The organism is Methylobacterium isbiliense (assembly GCF_022179325.1).
Classification (GTDB): Bacteria; Pseudomonadota; Alphaproteobacteria; order Rhizobiales; family Beijerinckiaceae; genus Methylobacterium; species Methylobacterium isbiliense.
Genome location: NZ_BPQQ01000126.1, coordinates 1 through 22,495 on the forward strand (window position 1 = coordinate 1; position 22,495 = coordinate 22,495).

21 protein-coding genes are annotated in these 22,495 nt (G+C 70.1%); 14 read left to right on the forward strand and 7 right to left on the reverse strand.

The window, feature by feature from the left end:
- Positions 1-26: 26 nt before the first annotated feature.
- Positions 27-326, reverse strand: a complete 300-nt coding sequence (locus tag MFF61_RS32635) for a helix-turn-helix domain-containing protein (protein WP_238241856.1) — start codon at positions 324-326, stop codon at positions 27-29.
- A gap of 266 nt (positions 327-592) precedes the next feature.
- Between MFF61_RS32635 and MFF61_RS32640 the strand changes: the two genes are divergently transcribed.
- From MFF61_RS32640 to MFF61_RS32690, 11 genes are all read left to right on the forward strand, one after another.
- Entirely contained in the window at positions 593-1,081 is a 489-nt protein-coding gene (locus MFF61_RS32640) for an META domain-containing protein (protein ID WP_238241885.1), read from the forward strand.
- Positions 1,082-1,311: 230 nt separating this feature from the next.
- Positions 1,312-2,445, forward strand: a complete 1,134-nt coding sequence (locus MFF61_RS32645; RefSeq protein WP_238241857.1) for an ABC transporter substrate-binding protein — start codon at positions 1,312-1,314, stop codon at positions 2,443-2,445.
- A gap of 121 nt (positions 2,446-2,566) precedes the next feature.
- Positions 2,567-3,448 (forward strand): branched-chain amino acid ABC transporter permease, encoded by an 882-nt coding sequence (locus MFF61_RS32650; RefSeq protein WP_238241858.1) that lies wholly within the window; start codon positions 2,567-2,569, stop codon positions 3,446-3,448.
- A 15-nt stretch (positions 3,449-3,463) separates the two neighbouring features.
- Positions 3,464-4,303: a branched-chain amino acid ABC transporter permease gene (locus tag MFF61_RS32655; RefSeq protein WP_238241860.1), complete on the forward strand. Its 840-nt coding sequence runs from the start codon at positions 3,464-3,466 to the stop codon at positions 4,301-4,303.
- A 1-nt stretch (position 4,304) separates the two neighbouring features.
- Positions 4,305-5,132 carry an ABC transporter ATP-binding protein gene (locus MFF61_RS32660; RefSeq protein WP_238241862.1) on the forward strand — a complete coding sequence of 276 codons (828 nt, stop codon included), beginning with the start codon at positions 4,305-4,307 and terminating at the stop codon, positions 5,130-5,132.
- Positions 5,133-5,137: 5 nt separating this feature from the next.
- Positions 5,138-5,845 (forward strand): ABC transporter ATP-binding protein, encoded by a 708-nt coding sequence (locus MFF61_RS32665; protein ID WP_238241886.1) that lies wholly within the window; start codon positions 5,138-5,140, stop codon positions 5,843-5,845.
- 146 nt (positions 5,846-5,991) lie between these two features.
- Positions 5,992-6,171 (forward strand): hypothetical protein, encoded by a 180-nt coding sequence (locus MFF61_RS32670; protein WP_238241863.1) that lies wholly within the window; start codon positions 5,992-5,994, stop codon positions 6,169-6,171.
- A 51-nt stretch (positions 6,172-6,222) separates the two neighbouring features.
- The gene (locus tag MFF61_RS32675; RefSeq protein WP_238241865.1) at positions 6,223-7,551 is read left to right on the forward strand and encodes a TAXI family TRAP transporter solute-binding subunit; all 1,329 of its coding nucleotides are present in this window, start codon (positions 6,223-6,225) and stop codon (positions 7,549-7,551) included.
- A 340-nt stretch (positions 7,552-7,891) separates the two neighbouring features.
- The gene (gene typA, locus MFF61_RS32680; protein WP_238241867.1) at positions 7,892-9,715 is read left to right on the forward strand and encodes a translational GTPase TypA; all 1,824 of its coding nucleotides are present in this window, start codon (positions 7,892-7,894) and stop codon (positions 9,713-9,715) included.
- A 238-nt stretch (positions 9,716-9,953) separates the two neighbouring features.
- Positions 9,954-10,223 (forward strand): FitA-like ribbon-helix-helix domain-containing protein, encoded by a 270-nt coding sequence (locus MFF61_RS32685; protein WP_373324828.1) that lies wholly within the window; start codon positions 9,954-9,956, stop codon positions 10,221-10,223.
- Positions 10,220-10,642, forward strand: coding sequence for a type II toxin-antitoxin system VapC family toxin (locus MFF61_RS32690; RefSeq protein WP_238241868.1), 423 nt, complete (start codon positions 10,220-10,222; stop codon positions 10,640-10,642). Before MFF61_RS32685 ends, MFF61_RS32690 begins: the two co-directional genes overlap by 4 nt.
- Positions 10,643-10,714: 72 nt before the next feature.
- On the opposite strand, the gene MFF61_RS32695 is transcribed toward MFF61_RS32690, so the two are convergent.
- Both MFF61_RS32695 and MFF61_RS32700 read right to left on the reverse strand, forming a co-directional pair.
- On the reverse strand, positions 10,715-12,139 hold the full coding sequence (locus MFF61_RS32695; protein ID WP_238241870.1) for a protein adenylyltransferase SelO: 1,425 nt from the start codon (positions 12,137-12,139) through the stop codon (positions 10,715-10,717).
- 36 nt (positions 12,140-12,175) lie between these two features.
- Positions 12,176-12,898: a nitroreductase gene (locus MFF61_RS32700; RefSeq protein ID WP_238241871.1), complete on the reverse strand. Its 723-nt coding sequence runs from the start codon at positions 12,896-12,898 to the stop codon at positions 12,176-12,178.
- Positions 12,899-13,194: 296 nt separating this feature from the next.
- On the opposite strand from MFF61_RS32700, the gene MFF61_RS33965 reads away from it, so the two are divergent.
- Positions 13,195-13,917 (forward strand): cold-shock protein, encoded by a 723-nt coding sequence (locus MFF61_RS33965; protein ID WP_283206066.1) that lies wholly within the window; start codon positions 13,195-13,197, stop codon positions 13,915-13,917.
- Positions 13,918-14,966: 1,049 nt separating this feature from the next.
- Positions 14,967-16,643, forward strand: a complete 1,677-nt coding sequence (locus MFF61_RS32715; protein WP_238241874.1) for a methyl-accepting chemotaxis protein — start codon at positions 14,967-14,969, stop codon at positions 16,641-16,643.
- 17 nt (positions 16,644-16,660) lie between these two features.
- On the opposite strand, the gene MFF61_RS32720 is transcribed toward MFF61_RS32715, so the two are convergent.
- The 4 genes from MFF61_RS32720 to MFF61_RS32735 form a co-directional block, all read right to left on the reverse strand.
- On the reverse strand, positions 16,661-16,927 hold the full coding sequence (locus MFF61_RS32720; RefSeq protein ID WP_238241876.1) for a hypothetical protein: 267 nt from the start codon (positions 16,925-16,927) through the stop codon (positions 16,661-16,663).
- 153 nt (positions 16,928-17,080) lie between these two features.
- Entirely contained in the window at positions 17,081-19,534 is a 2,454-nt protein-coding gene (gene clpA, locus MFF61_RS32725) for an ATP-dependent Clp protease ATP-binding subunit ClpA (protein ID WP_238241877.1), read from the reverse strand.
- A gap of 21 nt (positions 19,535-19,555) precedes the next feature.
- Positions 19,556-19,936, reverse strand: coding sequence for an ATP-dependent Clp protease adapter ClpS (gene clpS / locus MFF61_RS32730; protein ID WP_238241878.1), 381 nt, complete (start codon positions 19,934-19,936; stop codon positions 19,556-19,558).
- A 287-nt stretch (positions 19,937-20,223) separates the two neighbouring features.
- Positions 20,224-20,562: a phasin family protein gene (locus MFF61_RS32735; protein WP_238241880.1), complete on the reverse strand. Its 339-nt coding sequence runs from the start codon at positions 20,560-20,562 to the stop codon at positions 20,224-20,226.
- A gap of 304 nt (positions 20,563-20,866) precedes the next feature.
- On the opposite strand from MFF61_RS32735, the gene MFF61_RS32740 reads away from it, so the two are divergent.
- Complete coding sequence (locus tag MFF61_RS32740; RefSeq protein ID WP_238241884.1) at positions 20,867-22,372, forward strand: D-alanyl-D-alanine carboxypeptidase; 1,506 nt, start codon at positions 20,867-20,869, stop codon at positions 22,370-22,372.
- Positions 22,373-22,495: the final 123 nt, after the last annotated feature.

Genomic DNA, 22,495 nt, shown 5'->3' on the forward strand with positions numbered 1-22,495 from the left:
CAGGGGCGCGGGCGCCTCGTCGTGCCTCAGGCCGCTCCGTCGTCGTTCTCGGTGGTCAGTTCCCGCGGGTGGATGCCGTCGTCGGGCGCCCCGCGGCGCAGGCGAGCGTCCGGATGGGCCCCGTCCGTGAAGGCGATTCCCGCCGCCACGAGCGCGCGGCGGATCGCGTCGCGCTGTCCCCGCGAGGGGGGGTAGGCGCCCGACTCGTAGTCGCGGATGCTGCCCGCATCGACGTTCGCGCGCAGCGCCAGATCCGTCTCCGACCAGCCGAGAAGTTCGCGTGCGCGCCGCACCTGCCCGGCCGTGATGTCGTCCGCTCCGCTCACCCGTCGCCTTCCTTCCTGCTTCCTGTGGAGGCCGACGCCCGGCCTCCCGCCGGGGCTAACGGCCCGGCTGCCATTTGGTGCCATGCGGCCAAGCTTTCCACACAGCATTCCGCGTTGCGGCCAAGCTTGCGGCAATTCTGCAACAGTCTTTAAAGAGTCTTCATTGCAGGTCCCCTGGACGACGACGTGGCCGCCCGCGCGGGTTGCACGGCAAAGGTGGCCTGACTAATGTCCGGCGCCAACAGCAAGGCTCGATGGGGCAGCCAATGATGGTGAAGCGGATGGCGACGGCCGTCGGTGCCGTCGCGCTCGTGGCGTGTGCCACTCAGGCGTCGGCGCAGGCGTTCCTGGGATATGGTCAGAAGAATCGCGACAAGCCCGACCAGAAGCAGTACGTGCCGGCCGCCAAGGCGCAGGAGAAGATCTTCCCGCTCGACTCCACCTGGACGGCGGTGAGCCTGAACGGCAAGGCATTCTCGGGCTCGGATCGCCCGAGCTTCATCATCGACAAGCAGTACCGCGCCCGCGGCTTCGGCGGCTGCAACACCTTCGCGGCCACCGCCTTCCCGCTCAAGGAGCAGCACCTCGCGGTCGGCCCGCTCGCGCTGACCAAGAAGTCCTGCGAGAAGGGCGTCAGCGCTGCCGAGATGCAGTTCCTCACCGCCTTCCGCACCTCGGGGCAGTGGGACATCGTCGGCTCGCAGCTCGTGATCAAGAGCCAGGCGGGCGAGCTGCGCTTCGACCGCGCGCTCTGACGCCCGCCTCATTCCGGCATTGCAGACGGGCCCGCTTGGCGGGCCCGTTCGCGTTCGGCAGCCAGGATTTGCCGGAACCCGGCCGTTTCCGCGCCGGGAGCCGATTGTCCGGCGCCCGCGCCTGCTCTAAGGCAGCACCCATCATCAAGAATCCGGCGCCCTGCCCCGGTGCGAGAGACACCGGGCAGGCCATGCCGGCTCGCGGCCGAGCCGAGCCGAGGAGGAGACCGATGCGGGTGCTGTCGAAACTCATGCTGGCGGCGGCGATGCTGGCCGGCACCGTTGCGGGCGCGAATGCGCAGGACAAGACGCCGGTGAAGCTCGGCGCGATCGAGATCCTCACCGGGCCCAACAGCCGCTACGGCATCGCCATCCAGCGCGGCTTCGACCTCGCGCTCGCCGACATCAACAAGGCCGGCGGCGTGCTCGGCGGCCGGCCGCTGGCCCTCGCCTACGAGGATTCGGCGGGCGCCAAGGAGCAGGCGCTGAACGCCGCCCGCAAGCTCATCGGCCGCGACCGGGTGCCCCTGATCCTCGGGCCGACGCTGTCGAACGAGATGTTCGCCGCCGGTCCGGTCGCCAACGAGCGCAAGGTGCCGATCGTCGGCACCTCCACCACGGCGAACGGCATCACGGCGATCGGCCCCTACGTCTTCCGCACCGCGATGCCGGAGGCGGACGTGATCCCGGTCACGCTCAAGACCGCCCAGTCGAAGTTCGGCATCAAGCGCGTCGCCGTGATGTACGGCAACGACGACGCCTTCACGAAGTCGGCCTACGACGTGATGAAGGCGACGCTCGAAAAGCTCGGCATTCAGGTGCTCACCACCGAGACCTTCGGGTCGAAGGACACCGACTTCTCGGCCCAGCTCACCAAGATCAAGGGCCTGAACCCGGACGCGATCGTGCTCTCGGCGCTGGTCGAGGCGGCCTCGGGCATCGCGCTGCAGGCCCGGCAGCTCGGCATCGACCCGAAGGTGTTCATCATCGGCGGCAACGGCCTCAACTCGCCCAAGCTCGGCGAGATCGCGGGCGCGTCCGCGGACGGCACCATCGTCGGCAGCCCGTGGTTCATCGGCAAGAAGGATCCGGCCAACCAAGCCTTCGTGACCGCCTTCCGCGAGAAGTACGGCGACAGCCCGGACCAGTTCGCCGCCCAGGCCTACGACACGCTGTTCATCGTCGCCAAGGCGATCGACGCCGCCGGCGCGCCGGACTCCGAAAAGATCAAGGACGCGCTGATCAAGGTGAAGCACACCGGCGTCATGGGGCCGTTCTCGTTCTCCGAGAGCCGCGATCCCGCCGACACCTCGGGCGTGGTGGTGCTGACCATGAAGGGCGGCAAGTTCCAGCTCCTGGAGTAGCCTCCCCCCGACCCGGATCGGATCCGCAGCCCCCGCTCCCCTGACGGGAGCGGGGGCTCTGCGCCTCTCTCCCGCGCTGTGCGCCGCGCCGCGGGCCGCTTCACAGATCATCCGTGTTCCCATGCTTGAGCAGCAGCTCGTCAACGGCGTCGTCCTCGGCGCGACCTACGCCCTCTTCGCCCTCGGCTTCACGCTGATGTTCGGCGTGATGGGCGTGATCAACCTCACCTACGGCGTCTACTTCGCGGTCGGTGCCTTCGCGGCCCTGTGGTCGACGCAGGCGCTCGGCCTGCCGATCGCCGCGGCGCTGCCGCTCGGCGCCCTGATCGCAGGCGTGATCGCGGTGGCGATCGACACGCTGCTGCTGACCCGGCTGCGCAAGGCCAAGGCGCCGGAACTGGCCTCGCTGATGGTCACGCTCGGGGCGACGCTCTTCCTCTATGCCGGCATGGCGGCGTCGCTCGGCACCGAGATCCGCCGCTTCCCTGCCGCGGTGTTCGACGGCGGCGCCTACGATCTCGGTGCGGTGCGGATCGGCACGACGCAGATCCTGATCTTCGGCGCGGCGGTGGCCCTGGTGGTGGCGCTGATGGCGCTGGTGCGCGGCTCGCGCCTCGGCCTCGCCATCCGGGCGGTGGCCGAGAACCCGGACGCGGCGGCCCTGATGGGCATCAACGGCGGGCTGATGCTGCGCGTCGTCTCCTTCCTGTCGGGGGCGATCGGCGGCGCGGCCGGCGTGCTGGTCGGCCTCAACTTCAACGCCATCCAGCCCTTCATGGGCGAGCACATGATGCTGCGCGGCTTCGCGGTGATCATCGTGGGCGGCCTCGGCGACCTGCGCGGCGCGCTGGCCGCCGGGCTGCTGCTCGGTTTCGCCGAGGTGCTGACCGCGGCCTACGTCTCCTCGACCTTCAAGGACCTCACCGCCTTCGCGCTCCTCGTCGCCACCCTGTGGTTCCGGCCGCTGGGCCTGTTCGGCCGCGCGGCCGCCAAGCGCGCCTGACGGGACCGACGCGCGATGTGGCAGACCCTCGACGACTTCTACTGGACCTACCAGAGCCTCATCCACGGCATCGGGGTGAACGGCATCCTGGCCCTGTCGATCTACGTGGTGCTGGCGGTGGGCCAGCTCTCGCTGGGCCAGGCGGCCTTCATGGGCGTGGGCGCCTACACGGGGGCGCTGCTGACCGTGAAGTTCGGCACGCCCTTCGCGGTCTCGATGGCCGCCGCCGCCGCCGTGCCGGCGCTCATCGCGCTGGTGGTCGGCGGTCCGACGCTGCGGCTCACCGGCGTCTACCTCGCCATCGCGACGATCGGGCTCGGTGAGATCACCCGCATCGTCTTCCTCAATTGGGATTACGCGGGGGGCGCCCTCGGCCTCTCCGGCATCCCCGAGAAGGGGGGCGTGCTGGCGATCTACGGAACCCTCGCGGTGGTGCTGATCGCCCTGATCCTCGTCGCGCGCTCGCGGATCGGGCGGGCCATGGAGGCGATGCGGGAGGACGAGGCGGCGGCCGGCGTCATGGGGGTGAACCTGCCGCGCTACCGCATGACCGCGCTCGTCGTCTCGTCAGGCCTCGCCGGCATCGCGGGTTGCCTCTCGGCCCACGTCTCCTCCTTCATCGGCCCCAACGAGTACGGGTTCGAGACCGCGGTGACGATCCTGAGCTACGCGCTGCTCGGCGGCATCGGCTCGCCCGTGGCGCCCGTGCTCGGCGCCGCGATCCTGACGCTGCTGCCCGAGGTGCTGCGGCCGCTCGCCGATTTCCGCCTGATGGTGAACGGGCTCATCATCGTCGTCGCGGTGCTGTTCATGCCGCGGGGCATCCTGCCCTGGCGCATCGCCCGGACCGGCTGAGATGAGCGCCTCCCCCCTTCTCGCGGTCGAGGGCCTGACCCGCCGCTTCCAGGGCCTCGTCGCGGTCGATTCCGTCGATCTCGCCGTTCGCGAGGGCACCGTGCACGGGCTGATCGGCCCCAATGGCGCCGGCAAGACCACGCTGTTCAACATGGTCTCGGGCGTGCTCGCGCCCTCGGCCGGCACGGTCCGGCTCGACGGGCGCGCCCTCGACGGCCTCGCCCCCTATCGGCGCACGGCGCTCGGGCTCGCCCGCACCTTCCAGAACATCCGCATCTTCTCCGAGATGACGGTGCTGGAGAACGTGATGACGGGCCTGCACACGCGGCTGTCGGCGCGGCTCGGCATCCTCTTGCGCAGCCCCGGCTTCCGGGCGGAGGAGCGGGGCGCCAAGGCGCGCGCGCGCGATCTCCTCGCCTTCGTGGGCCTCTCGGAGGCGGCCGACCTGCGTGCCGGCGCCCTGCCCTACGGCGACCAGCGCCGGCTGGAGATCGCGCGCGCGCTCGCCTGCGAGCCGCGCCTCCTGCTCCTCGACGAGCCGGCGGCCGGGATGAACCCGGCCGAGACCCACGCGCTCCTCGCCCTGCTGCGGCGGCTGCGGGACGAGCGCGGCCTCACCCTGCTCCTCGTCGAGCACGACATGCCCCTCGTCATGAGCCTGTGCGACCGCCTGACCGTGCTGAATTTCGGCCGCCGCATCGCGGACGGCACGCCCGCCGAGGTCCGCGCCCACCCGGCCGTGATCGAGGCCTATCTCGGCGCCGGGACGGCGCAGGCCGGGACGGCGCAAGGCCATCCGGACGCCCACCCGCAGGGAGCCGTTTCGTGAACGCCCTGCTCCAGGTGGAGGGCCTGCGCCTCGGCTACGGCCGGGCGGACGTCGTGCACGGCATCGACCTCACCGTGCCGCGCGGCCGCATCGTCTCGCTCATCGGCTCGAACGGCGCGGGCAAGACCACGATCCTGCGCGGCCTCTCGGGTCTGATGAAGCCCCGCGGCGGGCACATCCGCTGGGGCCAGGACGGGGCCGACCTCGCGGGCGAAGCCGCGCACCGCATCGCCCGGCGCGGCATCGTCCAGGTGCCCGAGGGCCGGCAGGTCTTCGCCAACATGACGGTGGCCGAGAACCTGCGCCTCGGCGCCTATCACGCGCCCGGTGCCGAAGCGGCGCGGCGCCAGGAGGCGGTGGTGGCGCGTTTCCCGCGGCTCGGCGAGCGCCTGTCGCAGCAGGCCGGTTATCTCTCGGGCGGCGAACAGCAGATGCTCGCCATGGGCCGCGCCCTGATGGCCGAGCCGGTGCTGCTGCTCCTCGACGAGCCCTCGATGGGCCTCGCGCCGCTGATCGTGGAGGAAATCTTCGCCATCATCGCGGCCCTGCGCACTGAGGGGCGCACCATCCTGCTCGTGGAGCAGAACGCCAGCGCGGCACTCGCCATCGCGGACGACGCCTACGTGCTGGAGACCGGCCGCATCCGCCTCAAGGGTCCCGCCGCCGAGGTCGCCCGCAACCCCGAGGTCACGGCGGCCTATCTGGGGCTCTGAGCGCTGCCGCAACCCTCCGTTCACGATGCCGCGATTTCGCATGGTCTGATTCACGTCCCCGCAACGCCGCCCGGGCTGAATGAGCCGACGAAGAACGCGGATCCGCGCCGGCCGAGACGGCCGAAGACGCGGGCGGGGGATACGGCATGCGACAGGGTTGGACGCCCGGAGCGGCGGCGCGGCAGGGTGCGCCGCCGCTCCGGCACACATACGAGGCCGGACGCTACCGGGCCGCCGCCGCCTTCCACCCCGCCGCCCTCATGCTCGCGGCCCTCGGCCCGAGCCTCGGCGCGGCCCTGCTGGTCCTGGCCCGCGCGGCGCTCTGACCCGGACGGATCGCTTGCCAGGGGTCGCGCTCCGCCACAGGGTGTGCGGCCATGATGCGTCGGCACATCCCCATCACGGTCGCGGCCCTGCTCGCCCTCCTGGCGGCGGTGCTGCTCGTGTACCAGTGGGTCGGCCAGCCGACCGTCCTGCGCGTCGCCGTGGGACCCGCGGGGAGCGAGGATGCGCGGCTGATCGGCGCGATGGCGCAGTCGCTCGCACGCGGGCACGAGGACGTGCGGCTGCGCGTGGTGCCGACGAGCGGGGTCGCGGAGAGCGCGGCGCTGGCGGAGCGCGGCAAGGTCGACCTCGCGGTGGTGCGCTCGGATGTCGGCATTCCGGCCGCCACCCAGACGGTCGCGATCCTGCACCGGGATGCGGCCGTGCTGATGACGACGACCCCGACCTTCGCGTCGGTCCCCGACCTGCGGGGGCGCCGGATCGGCATCGTGCGCAACCACGACGCCAACGTGAAGCTGCTCGGGTCGATCCTCAAGCAGTACGAGGTGCCCGCCGACAGCGTCGAGGTCGTGTCTCTCGGCCAGGGCGAGGAGGCCGGACCCGCCCTGCAGGAGGGGCGCGTGGACGCCGTGATGGTGGTGGGCGCCCTCACCGCCCCGGTGATGACCGAGACGGTGGCGAGCATCCTGCGGGCGGGCCTGCACCTCGCCTTCGTGCCGGTGGGCGAGGCCGCAGCCATTGCGCGCCGCTCGCCCGTGCTCGAAGCGCTGGAGGTCGGACGCGGCACCTTCGGCGGCACGCCTCCCCGCCCGGCCGAAACCACGGCGACGCTCGGAGTCAGCCATCGCCTCGTCGCCCAGGCTACGCTCGCCGATGCCACCATCTCGGAACTGACCCGCCTCCTCTTCGTCACCCGCCCCGCCATCGTCGGCGAGGTGCCGCTCGCCAACCTGATCGAGGCCCCCGAGACGTCGAAGAGCGCGTCGCTGCCCCTGCATCCCGGCGCGGAGGCCTATTTCGACGGCGAGGTGGAGACCTTCTTCGAGCGCTACGGCGACTGGTTCTACCTCGCCGTGATGGTGCTCTCGATCTTCGGCTCGGCCGCCGCCACCCTGGTGTCCCGGGCTGCCCAGCGGTCCCGCGCCCGCGACATGGAGCTGCTGCGCGAGCTGCTCGCGATCGTGCGGGCGAGCCGCGACGTGGAGGACGAGGAGATGCTGTTCGAGCTGGAGCGCGAGGCCGACGAGATCCTGGCGGTCGCCCTCGCCCGTGCGGGCAACGGCGCCATCGACAATGCGGGCGTGGCGGCCTTCACGCTCGGCCTCGACCAAGCGCGCCGCGCCATCGCGGAGCGGCGGGCGCTGATCCAGACCGGGCACGTCCATCCGGTGCCGACGGCGGACCGGCAGGCTGCGGAGTGACACGCCCCGCCCGTGCCGAGGTCGGGTCCGATCCTGTATGCAGCGCCGCTCCCTTGCCGAGCCGCACGATCCGAATCGGCCCATGGCGCCGATGCGGACGGGCCGGACCCGTCGTGAGGACGTTGCGCGTCGCGCCATGGCCAGATCTCGCAGCCCCGGCAAAGGCCTGAGCGCGATCGCGGTCGCACGGGCGGGCGCGATCCGGCGTTCCGCCGCCTGCCCCCTATTGCGATCCGCCGCCGCACCTTATATTGCAACGCAACAGCTTTCCCCCGCCCGCCCTGCCGGCTGCTGATCCGCGGCCCGCGTCAGGCCGGGCGCTTTTTGCTTCGGACACCCCATGAAGCTGCGCAACATCGCCATCATCGCCCACGTCGACCACGGGAAAACGACCCTGGTCGACAAGCTCCTGCAGCAATCGGGCTCGTTCCGCGAGAACCAGCGCGTCGAGGAGCGCGTGATGGACTCGAACGACCTCGAGAAGGAGCGGGGCATCACCATCCTGGCGAAGGTGACCTCCGTCGTCTGGCAGGACACCCGGGTGAACATCGTGGACACCCCCGGCCACGCGGATTTCGGCGGCGAGGTCGAGCGCATCCTCTCGATGGTGGACGGCGTGATCGTGCTGGTCGACGCCGCCGAGGGGCCGATGCCGCAGACCAAGTTCGTGGTCTCGAAGGCGCTCAAGATCGGCCTTCGGCCGATCGTCGCGATCAACAAGGTCGACCGGCCGGACGCCCGCATCGACGAGGTGGTGAACGAGGTCTTCGACCTGTTCGCGGCCCTCGACGCCACCGACGAGCAGCTCGATTTCCCGATCCTCTACGGGTCGGGCCGCAACGGCTGGATGGCGAATTCCCCGGACGGTCCCCAGGACGGCATGGCGCCGCTGTTCGACCTCGTGCTCGCCCACGTGCCCGCGCCCAGGACCGACGAGGGCGCGTTCCGCATGCTCGGCACGCTGCTCGAAGCCAATCCCTTCCTCGGCCGCATCGTCACCGGGCGCATCGCCTCGGGCACCGTGAAGCCGAACCAGACCATCAAGGTCCTCGACCGCACCGGCAAGGTGGTGGAGACCGGCCGCGTCTCGAAGATCCTCGCCTTCCGCGGCCTGGAGCGCCAGCCGATCGAGATGGGCGAGGCGGGCGACATCGTCTCCATCGCCGGCCTGACCAAGGGCACGGTGTCGGACACCTTCTGCGACCCCGCCAACGAGACGCCGATCCAGGCCCAGCCGATCGACCCACCGACCGTGACGATGTCCTTCATCGTCAACGATTCGCCGCTGGCCGGCACCGAGGGCGACAAGGTCACGAGCCGGATGATCCGCGACCGCCTGTTCAAGGAGGCCGAGGGTAACATCACCCTCAAGATCGAGGAGGCGGCCGACAAGGATTCCTTCTACGTCTCCGGCCGCGGCGAGCTGCAGCTCTCGATCCTGATCGAGACCATGCGCCGCGAGGGCTTCGAGATCGCCGTCTCGCGCCCGCGCGTCGTGTTCGAGAAGGACGAGGACGGCAATCTCCTCGAACCGATCGAGGAGGTCGTCATCGACGTCGACGAGGAGCATTCTGGCGTCGTCGTGCAGAAGATGTCCGAGCGCAAGGGCGACATGCTGGAGATGCGCCCGTCCGGCGGCAACCGCCTGCGCCTCGTCTTCCACGCCCCGACCCGCGGCCTGATCGGCTACCAGAGCGAATTGCTCACCGATACGCGCGGCACCGCGATCATGAACCGGCTGTTCAAGGCCTACGAGCCCTACAAGGGCGAGATCCCGGGCCGGCGCAACGGCGTGCTGATCTCCAACGACCAGGGCGAGGCGGTGGCCTACGCGCTCTGGAACCTGGAGGATCGCGGGCCGATGATGATCGAGCCCGGCTGGAAGGTCTACCAGGGCATGATCGTGGGCGAGCACAACCGCGAGAACGACCTCGAGGTGAATGTGCTCAAGGGCAAGAAGCTCACGAACATCCGCACCACCTCGAAGGACGAGGCGGTGCGCCTGACGCCGCCCATCCGCATGACGCTGGAGCGCTCGCTGGCCTGGATCCAGGACGACGAACTCGTCGAGGTGACGCCGAAGTCGATCCGCCTGCGCAAGACCGTGCTTGACCCCAACGACCGCAAGCGGGCGGAGCGGTCGAAGGAGGCGCTCGCAAGCTGACTTGCTTTGCAGTGAAGAGAGTCGGGTCGATGGGTGAAATAGTCTGATCCATCGACTCGATGCGCGCAGAGAGCATCTGCACTCGCCGTTGTCGTCTTCTTCGGCACCGACCCGGGTGCAGCCTCACAAGCTGTGGACGACCGGCATCAGGATCCGAACGTCCGGCGGCGTGCGGGGGCCAACACCTTGCTTGAAGACGCTATCACTCTGCCTATCCTGATAGCGTTGCAGTCGAAGCATGGAAGGCGCCATCGTGGCTGCCGTGACCATTCGCAATCTGTTCGATGAGGCACATCGCGCCCTGAAGGTCGGTGCGGCGCAGAACAATCGCAGCGCGGAAGCCGAGATGCGGGCCATTCTGGAGGCTGCCGTGCGCCCGGAGGGCCGGCTGCGGCTCGGCACGGCACTGTCGGAACTGAGCCGGAGAACCGGCCTTGCCAATACCGATGTCGAAGCGCTCGAACACGCCCGCGACACTGTACCCGCGGCGCCGATGCGCTTCGAATGATGCTGCTCGACACGAACGTCGTTGCCGAGGCGATGAAACCCGAGCCGCACCCCACCGTGCGGGACTGGCTCGACGCGCAGGCGGCCGAGACGCTGTTCCTCTCCAGCATCACCATCGCCGAACTGTCATTCGGCATCGCGGCGCTGCCCAGGGGCGAGCGCAAGGATGATTTGGCGGCGACACTCGACGGCGTCGTGGACCTCTTCGCAGCGCGCATCCTGCCCTTCGATACTCCGGCGGCGCGGCACTACGCGGATCTCGCCGTCAAGGCACGCGTGGCCGGCAAGGGTTTTCCCACATCGGACGGCTCCATCGCCGCGATCGCCGCGGCGCATAGGTTCGCTGTCGCGTCGCGGGACGCGAGTGCGTTCGAGGCCGCGGGCCTGACGGTGATCGATCCCCGGTCCGTCAGCTGCTGAAGCTCATTCGCGCACGCGATCCATCGGTTCTGCTTGCCACCCGAGGATGCCCGGCGCGGTGAGCGCCGGGGCTCAGGCCGGCCGCAGCGCCGTCCCGTACGCCTCCGCCATCGCGGCGATGGCCGCCATCTTGGCGTGGTAGGCCGACCAATCGTCGGATTCCGCGATCGGCGCCCACAGGGCCTCGACCTCGTCGATCAGCATCGTGCAGGGCTGCGCCTGCGCGAAGTAGGGGTGATCGAGGCGCAGGCCCGCCGCCGGCGCGAAGGCCGGCAGGAGATCGCGCACCCGCGCGAAGCCCTCGCCCGCGTAGAACGCCGCCGCGGGGCTGCGCGCGGCGCGCTCCGCGCTCGCCAAGCCGCCGTACCAGTCGAAGAACACCTGCTCGAAGGGCGCGCGGCTCTGGCCGAGGAAGGCCCAGAATGCGCCGACGAGCGCGTGCAGCGTCTCGTCGTCGGCGGGGCGCGCGAGGCCGAGGCGCCGCAGGATCGCCTGCGCGAAGGCCTCCTGCAGCGCGGGGCCGAGCCCGTCGAGGGCCGTTCCCAGCCGCTCGGGCGCGGCGAGCGGCACGAGGCATTCGGCGAGCCGCGCGAGGTTCCAGGCCAAAGCCTCGGGCTGGCGGCCGAAGGCGTAGAGGCCGGTCTCGTCGAAATAGGCCGCCGTGAAGGCCGGATCGTTCACGGGGGCGAAGCGCCAGGGGCCGTAATCGAAGCTCTCGCCCGTCACGTTGATGTTGTCGGTGTTGAGCACCCCGTGCACGAAGCCCGCCGCCATCCAGGCGGCGCCGGTGCGGGCCACGCGGCGGCAGACCTCCGCCAGGAAGGCGCAGGCCCGTTCCGCCTCGTCGTCCCGCCACAGATCCGGCAGATAGGTGCGGATCGTGTGGTCGAGGAGCCGGCGGATGTTGTCCTCCCGCCCGAGTGCCCGCAGGCGCTGGAACGAGCCGATGCGGATATGCGAGTGGCCGAGGCGGACCAGCACCGCGGACCGGGCCGGCGAGGGCTCGTCGTGGCGCTCCAGCGGCTCCCCGGTCTCGATCAGGCTGAACGACTTCGAGGTGTCGACGCCGAGCGCCTCCAGCATGGTCGTCGCCAGCACCTCGCGCACGCCCCCCTTCAGGGTCAGGCGGCCGTCGCCGAAGCGCGACCACGGCGTCTGTCCGCTGCCCTTGGTGCCGAGATCGAGCAGGCGCCCGTCGGCGAGGTCGTGGAGCTGCGCGAACAGGAAGCCGCGCCCGTCGCCGAGGTCCGGATTGTAGGACCGGAACTGATGGCCGTGGTAGCGCAGCGCCAGCGGCTGCGGGAAACTGCCCTCGATCGGCTCGAATCGGCCGAAATGCGCGACCCACTCCGCGTCCGAGAGCCCGTCGAGGCCCACCCGGGCGGCCCAGGCTTGGTTGCGGTGGCGGATGACGTGCCGGGGAAAGCGGGCGGGCGCCACCACGTCGTAGAAGTCGGGGCCGAGGTCGGCGTGGCGGCGGGAGGGGCGAGGAGCCATGCGGGTCTCGGGGTCGGGGCGCGCAGGGGCAACGCGTCAGCCGCCCCGGGGTCCCTCGAAGCCGAGCATCGTCGCGAAGCACGACACGGGTTCCCGCTCGGGCGCGAGGCGGTTCTCCGGGGCGTGCGGGTCGGCGTAGCCCAGCGCCATGCCGCAGACCACGCTCTCCTCGTCGCCGACCGGCAGGTGACGGCGGATCACCGCGTGGTAGGGCGCGAAGGCCGCCTGCGGGCAGGTGTCGAGGCCGTGCGCGCGCGCCGCGATCATCAGCGTCTGCAGGAAGCCGCCGTAATCGAGCCAGCTTCCGATGGCGAGGCGCGCGTCGATCGTGAAGATCAGGCCGACCGGTGCGTCGAAGAACCGGAAGTTGCGGGCGTGCTGGGCCTTCATCCGCGCCGAATCGCCCTTCGGGATCCCGAGCAGCGCGTAGAGGCCGTACCCCACCTGACGGCGCCGGCCGAGATAGGGCTCGAAGAAGGTCTCCGGATAGTAGCGGTGCGCGGGCTCCCCGGCCTCGCCGGCCAGGAACGCCGATTCGACCGCGTCGCACAGGCGCCGGCGGGCCTCGCCCGCCACCGCGTAGACCCGCCAGGGTTGCATGTTCGTGCCGCTCGGCGCCTGCGCGGCGAGGTCGAGCAGCGCGGCGACCGTCTCGGCCGGGACCGGATCGGGGCGGAACGCCCGCACCGCGCGCCGCGTGCGGATCGCGCGCGCGACGGAAGCGGAATCGTGGGCGGAATCGTCGGGATGTCTGGTCATGCCGAGGCTCCGGACCGGGAAGAACCGCGCCAACAGGCCGCGTGGACGATCATCATTCGCACACAGGCATGGCGCCGATTCGGTCTGTCAATCCGTGCCGGATCATGAGAAAGTGGCCCCGTCGTCGCCACACCGGGCAGATCCGCCTTGCGGTACGGTCTGAGTTGCGTCAGGACTGTGGCGGACTTCTTGGGCACCGCAACCGGGAATGGAGATGTGTCGCAACGCCGTCTGACGGGGTTCAGCGTGCGCGCGATGCGAGTGTGGTCGGCGGGTTACGTTTTTGCGAGCTTCTAATGGGACGTGGTCGTGATTTCAGGGAGCCGCGTCGTCGCGGCTTCGACGATGGTGCGCCTGAGCCGCGGTGGCCGGATCAGGCACCGTCGGGTGGGTACGGGGGCTACGGCGGTGGCGGCTTCGGTGGCGGTGGATTCGACCGCGGCCCGTCCCGCGCCAGCGCCGCCCCGTCCGGACCGGAGCGTGACGCGACGGTCAAGTGGTTCAACAAGGAGAAGGGCTTCGGCTTCGTCGAGCTGGGCGACGGCTCGGGCGATGCCTTCCTCCACATCCGCGCCGTCGAGGCGGCCGGCCACGCAGACCTCCTCCCCGGCACGCGCCTGACCGTCCAGACGGCCCAGGGGCAGAAGGGCCCGCAGGTCACCAACATCACCAGCGTCGACACCAGCACCGCCGAGGCTCCGGCGGCGCGCGGCCCCCGTCCCCCGCGGGCTGGCGGCTTCGGCGACCGCGGCGGCTTCGGTGACCGCGGCGGCGGCGGCGGCGGCGGCCGCTTCGCCGGCGGCCCGTCGACCGAGATGAGCGGCACCGTGAAGTGGTACGATCCCGCCAAGGGCTTCGGCTTCGTCTCGGTGAAGGACGGCGGCAAGGACGTGTTCGTCCACCGTTCGGCGCTCGCCCGGGCCGGGCTCGACTCGCTCGCCGAAGGCCAGCAGGTCACCATGGGCGTGGTCGAGGGCCAGAAGGGCCGCGAGGCGCAGAGCATCACCGTCGCCGAGTGATCTGCGCCGAGTGATCTGCGCCGAGTGAAGATCTCGGAGTGATGCGCACGGCATGGACTCGCCCGAACGATCCGTGAGAGCGGGATCCATCACACCATGCGCGAGGCGGCGGCTCCTGGCCGCCGCTTCGTTCGTTCTGTGGCTCGGCGCCGGACCGGCGAGGGCCGAGGACTTCACCGGCTTCTACGCCGGGGTGAATGCCGGCTACGCCATCGGCCGTGCGCGCCCATCCGGCCCCGTTGCGCCGGACCGCCTCCCCTCCTCCGCCGAGACCGCCCTGCCGCCCAGTGCCGCCCGCGCTGCCGGTGCCAACCCGGCCATGACGGCGCGCCCGCCCGGGCGGACCTGCCCGGGGCAAGGCTGCTGAGGCTCGCGATCCGGCATCGGACGCCGCCGCGCTTCCTTGAGTTGGTTCAAACACCGCGCGAAGCGCGTCCGGCCTGCCGTGCGCGGCCGCGCGTGACCACCCCATAGCGCCTGAGCCGATTCGGCAGGGACGAAGATCCGGGCCGGGATTCTCCTTGGCAGTGATTCCCCTGCGCGAGGATGCGGCGTGCTGGCGACGTGTCCTGCACGCGATCGTCTTGGGCCGGCGCACTACGGAGGGCTCAGCGGTCTGGTGCCACCACCCTCGATCGCTCGAAGCGCCGCGGATGCAGGCGCATCATCCGAATGCAGGCTCGGCGCTTCATGGCCACACTTAAGCCGAACGACCTAGCTCGCTTTCCCGTCCAGTTCGAAGTTGCATCAAGCCCGAACCGCCGTCCGCTGCTCTCAACCCCTAGATGATCGAACTAAGTCTCACGGCATAGATCTTCCGATATCGATGCTGTCGACACGATCCGACGCTCGGAGTCGAGTAAGATTATCTTTATGCTTGCGGATGAAATGAGCCTGTGCATCCCGGGGGTGCGCAGATCGATCATTCCACCTCGTGAGTTTGCATGTAGGGAGAGCCGGAGATCGGCTGCCATGGACCGTACATGCGTTCGAGACGCGCCAACCCGAGTCGAGCAGAGCAAATCCTTGAGAACCGGACAGGCGTACTCATGAAGCTCAAGATCGGAACGAGGATCCAGGCGATCACGGCCGTCGCCCTTGTCGGCATCGCGACCATCGTGGTGCTGGCCGCCTACGCCTTCGCCGGAGCCATCTCGGACGGACGGGCCCGCAAGACACGTGATCTCGTCGATGCCGCCCATTCTCTGCTGGTGCATTTCGAGGCTGAGGAACGCGTCGGCCGTCTCAGCCGCGAGGCCGCGCAGAGCGCTGCCATCGCGGCTGTGCGCGCCCTGCGGTACGGCGAGGGCGAGTACTTCTGGATCAACGACATGCATCCCCGCATGATCGTCCACCCCAACACCAAGCTCATCGGCACCGACATCGGCGGCATCACCGATCCGACCGGCAAACGCCTGTTCGTCGACATGATCGAGCAGGTGAAGCGCGAGGGCGCGGGCTTCGTCCCCTACATGTGGCCCAAGCCCGGGATGGAGCGGCCGGTCGACAAGATCTCCTACGTCAGGGGGTTTCAGCCCTGGGGATGGATCGTCGGGTCCGGCATCTATGCCGATGACACCGCCGCACAGGTGCGGGCCTCGCTCTCCGGCCTCCTGATCGGAACGGTGGTGATCACGGTGATCGTCGGGCTCACGGCAACCGTCATCGGCCGGAGCGTGTCGCGGCCGACCCTCGCCCTGGCGGGCGCGATGGAGCGGATCGCGGCGGGCCGGTCGTCCGAGCCGGTGCCGGCGACCGGGCGAGGCGACGAGATCGGCGCAATGGCGGTCGCCGTGCAGGTGTTCAAGGACAACCTGATCCGTACCGGGCAATTGGAAGAGGAGGCAGCGCGCGCCCGTGCCGAGGCCGAGGTCAACCGGCAGATCGCGCTGCGGCAGATGGCCGATGCGTTCGAGCAGACGGTCGGCGGCATCGTCGACACGGTCGCCTCCGCCGCCGCCGCGCTTCAGGGCACGGCGCAGGGCATGAGCGGCATGGCCGCCGGCACGGCCTGCAAGTCCACCGCCGTGGCCGCCGCCGCCGAGGAGGCAGCCGCGAATGTCGGCACGGTGGCGGCCGCCGCCGAGGAACTCGGGACCTCCGTGCAGGAGATCGGCCGGCAGGTCGGCACCTCCGCCGACCTCGCCCATGCGGCCGTGGCGGAGGCCGACCGGACCGAAACGCTGGTGCAGGACCTGAGCCGCGCGGCCACCCGGATCGGCGATGTGGTGGCGCTGATCTCCGGCATCGCCGGGCAGACGAACCTGCTGGCGCTCAACGCCACGATCGAGGCCGCCCGGGCCGGCCCAGCGGGCCGGGGCTTCGCGGTCGTGGCAGCCGAGGTGAAGGAACTCGCGGCGCAGACCTCCCGCGCCACCGACGAGATCGGCGGCCAGATCGCCCAGATCCAGTCCTCGACGCAGCAGGCGGTCGACGTCATCAAGGGCATTGCCGCGCGGATCCGCGAGATCTCGCAGGTGTCGACCGGCATAGCGGCAGCCGTCGAGCAGCAGGGGGCCGCCACGCAGGAGATCGTGCGCAACGTGGCACAGGCGGCAGCGGGCACCAGCGAGATGACGGGCACCATCGCAGACGTCGCGAGCGAGGCCGAGTCGACCGGAGCGGCGGCCGGTCAGGTGCTGGAAGCGGCATCGGGGCTGTCGCGCCAATCCGCGCAGCTCAGGGTCGAGGTGGGGCGCTTCCTGACGAACGTGCGAGCGGCGTGAGTGGAGGCCGCCCGGGATCAGCGGCGCTTCTCGAGCGCCTCCTTGACCTGCTTGAGCTGGTCGAACACCGCGCTCGGGGTCGTGCCGAGGAGCGCCAGACCGCCCGTGACGGCGTAGTAGCAGCCGATCAGAATCGCCGGGACGAGGATCCAGGCCAGGATCTCCTCACCGACGATGCGGCGGCGGCGGCGCTGACGGCGCTTCTCGCGCCCGGTGAGCTTGGGAGGCGGCGGCGCAACCGTCGAGGCCGGAGCGAGGGGACCCTCATGGAGGTCGCCGGTCATGACACTCTCGTCGCTTGGACGACCGCGGGTCCGGCGCGAGCGCGGCCGTTGGCCGGTCCTGATATGGAACGTCCCGGCGAAGCGAATCGCCGGGACGGGGAGGATGGCATAGCGGTCATACACGCGACGACCGCCGGGATGAAGGGGCTCGCGTCAGGCCCGGACCAGCGGCACCTTCGGCACGGTGCGCACGCCGCCTCCGCCACCGGAGCCGCCGCCGTCCTTCGGCTTCTTGGGAGCCGCGCGGGGCCGCGGGCGCTTCTTGCGGGTCGCGTTGGTGACGTCCTTCTCCGGCTTCGGGGTCACCGGTCCGGCCGGGAACTCGAAGCCGAGGCCCGGCTTCTCGCCCTCGGGGCGCTTGACGATCACCCGCACCGCCCCGCCGTCCTTGAGCTTGCCGAACAGCACCTCGTCCGCGAGCGGCGTCTTGATGGTCGACTGGATCAGGCGGGCCATCGGGCGGGCGCCCATGGTCTCGTCGTAGCCGTTCTCCACCAGCCAGTCGCGGGCTTCGTCCGACAGTTCGATCGTCACGTTGCGGTCGGCGAGCTGCGCTTCGAGCTGGAGCACGAACTTGTCGACCACCTTCGACACCACCGTCTTCGGCAGGTGCCCGAAGGAGACGATCGCGTCGAGCCGGTTGCGGAATTCCGGCGCGAACAGGCGGTTGATCGCCTCGTGGTCGTCTCCCGTGCGGCGGTTCTGGGTGAAGCCGAACGCCGCCTTGGCGAGATCGGCGGCGCCGGCATTCGAGGTCATGATGATGATCACGTTGCGGAAATCGACCTGCTTCCCGTTGTGGTCAGTCAGCTTCCCGTGATCCATCACCTGCAGCAGGATGTTGAACAGGTCCGGATGCGCCTTCTCGATCTCGTCGAGCAGGAGGACGCAGTGCGGGTGCTGGTCGACGCCGTCGGTGAGCAGGCCGCCCTGGTCGAAGCCCACGTAGCCGGGCGGCGCGCCGATCAGACGCGAGACCGTGTGGCGCTCCATGTACTCCGACATGTCAAAGCGCAGCATCTCGACGCCGAGCGAGGAGGCGAGCTGCTTGGCGACCTCGGTCTTGCCGACGCCGGTCGGGCCGGCGAACAGGTAGGAGCCGATCGGCTTGTCGGGGTCGCGCAGGCCGGCGCGGGCGAGCTTGATCGAGGCGGTCAGCGCCTCGATGGCGTTGTCCTGGCCGTAGACCACCCGCTTGAGGCTGTCGGTAAGGTTGGCGAGCACCACCGCGTCGTCCTTGGACACGGTCTTGGGCGGGATCCGCGCCATCGTGGCGATGGTGGCCTCGACCTCCTTCACACCGATGGTGCGCTTGCGCCGGCCCTCCGGCACCAGCATCTGCGAGGCGCCGGTCTCGTCGATCACGTCGATCGCCTTGTCCGGCAGCTTGCGGTCGTTGATGTAGCGCGCCGACAGCTCGACGGCCGCCTTCACGGCGTCGGTCGTGTACTTGAGCTTGTGGAACTCCTCGAAGTAGGGCCGCAGGCCCTTGAGGATCTCGATCGCGTCCGGGATCGACGGCTCGTTGACGTCGATCTTCTGGAAGCGGCGGACCAGCGCCCGGTCCTTCTCGAAGTACTGGCGGTACTCCTTATAGGTGGTCGAGCCGATGCAGCGCAGCGTGCCCGAGGCGAGGGCCGGCTTGAGCAGGTTCGAGGCGTCCATCGCACCGCCCGAGGTCGCACCGGCGCCGATCACCGTGTGGATCTCGTCGATGAACATGATGGCGTTCGGGTGCGCCTCGATCTCCTTCATCACCTGCTTGAGGCGCTCCTCGAAGTCGCCACGGTAGCGGGTGCCGGCGAGCAGCGTGCCCATGTCGAGGGAGAACACGGTGGCGTCGGCCAGAACCTCCGGCACCTCGTGCTGGATGATCTTGCGCGCCAGCCCCTCGGCGATCGCGGTCTTGCCCACGCCCGGATCGCCCACGAGGAGCGGGTTGTTCTTCTGGCGGCGGCAGAGCACCTGGATGGTGCGCTGCACCTCCTGCTCGCGCCCGATCAGCGGATCGATCTTGCCCTCGCGCGCCTTCTTGTTGAGGTTCACGCAATAGGCGTCGAGCGCATCGCCCTTCTTCTTGGGGCCGCGATCCTCCTCGTTGCCGGTCGGCCGCTCGGTGGAGCCCTCGTCCTCGGCGCCGCGCACGGGCTTGGCCTCCGAGAGGCCGGGCCGCTTGGCGATGCCGTGGCTGATGTAGTTGACCGCGTCGTAGCGGGTCATGTCCTGCTCTTGCAGGAAGTAGGCGGCGTGGCTCTCGCGCTCGGCGAAGATCGCGACCAGCACGTTGGCGCCCGTCACCTCCTCGCGCCCGGAGGATTGCACGTGGATCACCGCGCGCTGGATCACCCGCTGGAAGCCGGCCGTCGGCTTGGCGTCCTGGCGGCCGTCTCCGGTCAGGTTGGCGAGTTCGGTGTCGATGTACTCGACGAGGTTGCGCTTCAGGACGTCGACATCGACGCTGCAGGCCCGCATGACCGCGGCCGCATCCTGGTCGTCGACCAGGGCCAGGAGGAGGTGTTCGAGCGTGGCGTATTCGTGGCGGCGCTCGCCAGCGAGCGCCAGGGCGCGGTGGAGTGCTTGTTCAAGGCTGCGTGAGAAGCTGGGCAAAGCGGGCCTCTGAGCTGGTGCCTATTTTTTTTCCATGACGCATTGGAGAGGATGTTGGTGTTTGCGGGCAAAGTCCATCACCTGCGTCACCTTGGTCTCCGCCACCTCATACGTGAACACGCCGCACTCGCCGACACCGTTCTGGTGCACGTGCAGCATGATCCGGGTGGCGTCCTCGCGCGACTTGTTGAAGAACCGCTCCACGACGTGGACCACGAATTCCATCGGCGTGTAGTCGTCGTTGAGGAGCAGAACGCGATAGAGGTTGGGTCGTTTGGTGCGCGGCTTGGTGCGCGTGATGACCGCGGTGCCCGAGCGCCCGTCGCCGTTGCCCGGGGCGCGGGGATTGGCGGCAACGACGGGCGTCGCGGAGACGATGTCCTGCGTCCGGACCTGAGCCATTTCGAGCGTACGACCTCAACCCTCGCTGGCGCGGCACCCGTCCGAGGGCGCCTGCGCTGCGGATCGCCAACGTAGCACGTCACGTGCCGGATCCGAGGTTCAATCTATAGGCCGAGTCCGCCCGGCGCCAGTCGCCTGCGCGCTCTTGTCATGTCGTCGGGGCGCGGGCGGCTGCCCGCGGCGGGACGATGGCCCTGCCCCAACGCGAAACGGCGGCGCGGACGACCCCGTCCGCACCGCCGACCAATCCGGATCCGGGCGGTCCCGCGCGGGGACCGCCGTCGGCCTTAGGCCGCGTTCTGAACCTTGGCGGTGAACGCCTCGTAGGGCTTCAGCATCTCCTTGGCGAGGCTGCCGTACAACTCGGCCATCTTGCTCGACTGGGCCAGGAGGCGCTCGTAGGAGGTCTTGAGGTACTCGGTCTGGATCTCGAGCGCCTTGTCGAGCGAGCGCACGCCCGCGAGCTTCTCCAGCGTGGCGGTCGCCTGCTCGAAGGACTGCTTGGCGAAGTCGGTCGTCTCGACGGCGATCGCCTGGCTGCTCTTCGACAGGGTGCCGAAGCTGCGCAGCATGGTGTCCATGCTCTCCTTGCCGAACTTCTGAGCGGTCTCGAACTGCTGGTTCATCTCGTTGCACGACGCCCGCGGCGTCGCCCCTCCACGCGCGTCTCTTCCCATGTCGGGGAGCGCCCGCGCGGCGCTGCTCCCCGCCCCTCATATGTGCGATGCACAATGGGGCGTCAAGGGATTTTTGTGCAGCGCACAATGCGGTGATGCGAGTCCATTAACCCGGGCGTAACCGCACCGACCTAGCCTGATTGACAGTGATGCCGTCGCGTCGGGGCCGTCCGCTCCGGCCGGCGGCGCGCCTCGGAGCCGGTCACCGCCCCGCGTCGGCCGCTCCCGGCGGTTTGGCGTAGGAAGGTTCGTGATGCGTTGCGTTCGCGGCACCTCGGGTCGTGCTGTTCCGGCCTTGATCGCGGCCGCGGCTGTCTTCACCGCCCTGACGAGTCCGGCCGAGGCCCGTCGTCGGAGCCATGCCGGTGGCGGGGGCGGCTACAACCCCCCTTACGCCGCCATGGTGGTCGATGTGAAGAGCGGGCGCGTGCTGCACGCGGTGAACGAGGACGCGCTGCGCCATCCCGCCTCGATCACCAAGGTGATGACGCTCTATCTCCTGTTCGAGCAGATCGAGAAGGGGCGGATGTCCCTCGACACGCCGCTGGAGATCTCCGGCAACGCCGCCCGGCAGCCGCCCTCGAAGCTCGGCCTGCGTCCGGGTTCGACGATCACCGCCGAGGAGGCGATCAAGGCGCTCGTCACCAAGTCGGCCAACGACGTCGCCTGCGCGATCGGCGAGAACATCGCCGGCTCGGAGGGCGCCTTCGCCGAGATGATGACCCGCAAGGCCCACGCGCTCGGCATGTCGCGCACGCACTACGCCAACGCCTCCGGCCTGCCCGATTCCGACCAGATCACCACCGCGCGCGACCTGACGATCCTGGCGCGGGCGATCCAGGACCGCTTCCCCCGCTACTACCGCTACTTCCAGACCCGCTCCTTCGCGTTCCGCGGCCGGGTGATCGGCAACCACAACCGCCTGCTCGGGCGCGTCGAGGGCGTCGACGGCATCAAGACCGGGTACACCCGGGATTCCGGCTTCAACCTGATGACCTCCGCCCGCCTGGAGGACCGCCACATCGTGGCGATCGTGCTCGGCGGCAAGTCGGGGGCGAGCCGCGATGCGATCATGCAGCGGCTCGTCCAGGCGAACCTGCCCCGGGCCTATGCGGGCGCACGCAGCACCCCGCCGGTGGTCGAGGTGGCCGAGCGGCCCCGGCCGGCCGTGGTGGCCGAGAAGCCGGTGGCGACCCGCACCATGGTGGCCTCGGCCGACGAGGACGATGCCATCGAGACCACCGCCTCGACCGGGCGGGGCGGCCAGCCCCTCGACATCTCGCCCATGCGGCAGACGACGACGCCCGGGGGCGCGAAGTGGCGCACCGGCACCGGCGGCGCGGTGCCGGGCAACGCCCAGGCCTACGCGCCCTCCCCCGAGAGCGGCTTCCCGGCTCCGCCCTCGTCGGGCGCCAAGTACGCCGCCCGCCTGCCGTCGGTGGACCCCGGCGAGGCCCGCGCTCCGGCGCCGCGCTCCGAGACCCCGGCCCCGGCCCAGAAGCCCGTCACGGTGACACCGTGGGTGATCCAGCTCGGGGCCATGGACGACGAGGGCAAGGCCAAGTCGATGCTGACCGAGGCCCGCCAGCGCAGCGGCGGCACCCTCGCCAAGGCCGCGCCCTTCACCGAGCGCGTCACGCACGGGGGCACCACCCTGTTTCGCGCCCGCTTCTCCGGCTTCTCCGAGGCCGAGGCGGCGCAGGACGCCTGCCGGGCGCTCAAGCGCAACGGCTTCACCTGCTTCGCCACCCGGAGCTGAGCGCCGCGGCCCGCGGTCGAGGCCCGGAACGGCGGGCCCGACGGCCGCGACCCTAAAACCAACGGTCGCTGAAGACGACCTTTGGTTCCGTTCCCGAAGTGCCGCCAAGCCTCCGGCTTGGCA

Excerpts from the sequence above, each read along its gene's own strand:
- MFF61_RS32640 (WP_238241885.1), top strand. The coding sequence starts at position 593 with ATGATGGTGAAGCGGATGGCGACGGCCGTCGGTGCCGTCGCGCTCGTG.
- MFF61_RS32645 (WP_238241857.1), top strand. The coding sequence starts at position 1,312 with ATGCGGGTGCTGTCGAAACTCATGCTGGCGGCGGCGATGCTGGCCGGC.
- MFF61_RS32650 (WP_238241858.1), top strand. The coding sequence starts at position 2,567 with ATGCTTGAGCAGCAGCTCGTCAACGGCGTCGTCCTCGGCGCGACCTAC.
- MFF61_RS32655 (WP_238241860.1), top strand. The coding sequence starts at position 3,464 with ATGTGGCAGACCCTCGACGACTTCTACTGGACCTACCAGAGCCTCATC.
- MFF61_RS32660 (WP_238241862.1), top strand. The coding sequence starts at position 4,305 with ATGAGCGCCTCCCCCCTTCTCGCGGTCGAGGGCCTGACCCGCCGCTTC.
- MFF61_RS32670 (WP_238241863.1), top strand. The coding sequence starts at position 5,992 with ATGCGACAGGGTTGGACGCCCGGAGCGGCGGCGCGGCAGGGTGCGCCG.
- MFF61_RS32675 (WP_238241865.1), top strand. The coding sequence starts at position 6,223 with ATGATGCGTCGGCACATCCCCATCACGGTCGCGGCCCTGCTCGCCCTC.
- typA (WP_238241867.1), top strand. The coding sequence starts at position 7,892 with ATGAAGCTGCGCAACATCGCCATCATCGCCCACGTCGACCACGGGAAA.
- MFF61_RS32685 (WP_373324828.1), top strand. The coding sequence starts at position 9,954 with ATGGAAGGCGCCATCGTGGCTGCCGTGACCATTCGCAATCTGTTCGAT.
- MFF61_RS32690 (WP_238241868.1), top strand. The coding sequence starts at position 10,220 with ATGATGCTGCTCGACACGAACGTCGTTGCCGAGGCGATGAAACCCGAG.
- MFF61_RS32695 (WP_238241870.1), bottom strand. The coding sequence starts at position 12,139 with ATGGCTCCTCGCCCCTCCCGCCGCCACGCCGACCTCGGCCCCGACTTC.
- MFF61_RS32700 (WP_238241871.1), bottom strand. The coding sequence starts at position 12,898 with ATGACCAGACATCCCGACGATTCCGCCCACGATTCCGCTTCCGTCGCG.
- MFF61_RS33965 (WP_283206066.1), top strand. The coding sequence starts at position 13,195 with ATGGGACGTGGTCGTGATTTCAGGGAGCCGCGTCGTCGCGGCTTCGAC.
- MFF61_RS32715 (WP_238241874.1), top strand. The coding sequence starts at position 14,967 with ATGAAGCTCAAGATCGGAACGAGGATCCAGGCGATCACGGCCGTCGCC.
- MFF61_RS32720 (WP_238241876.1), bottom strand. The coding sequence starts at position 16,927 with ATGACCGGCGACCTCCATGAGGGTCCCCTCGCTCCGGCCTCGACGGTT.
- clpS (WP_238241878.1), bottom strand. The coding sequence starts at position 19,936 with ATGGCTCAGGTCCGGACGCAGGACATCGTCTCCGCGACGCCCGTCGTT.
- MFF61_RS32735 (WP_238241880.1), bottom strand. The coding sequence starts at position 20,562 with ATGAACCAGCAGTTCGAGACCGCTCAGAAGTTCGGCAAGGAGAGCATG.
- MFF61_RS32740 (WP_238241884.1), top strand. The coding sequence starts at position 20,867 with ATGCGTTGCGTTCGCGGCACCTCGGGTCGTGCTGTTCCGGCCTTGATC.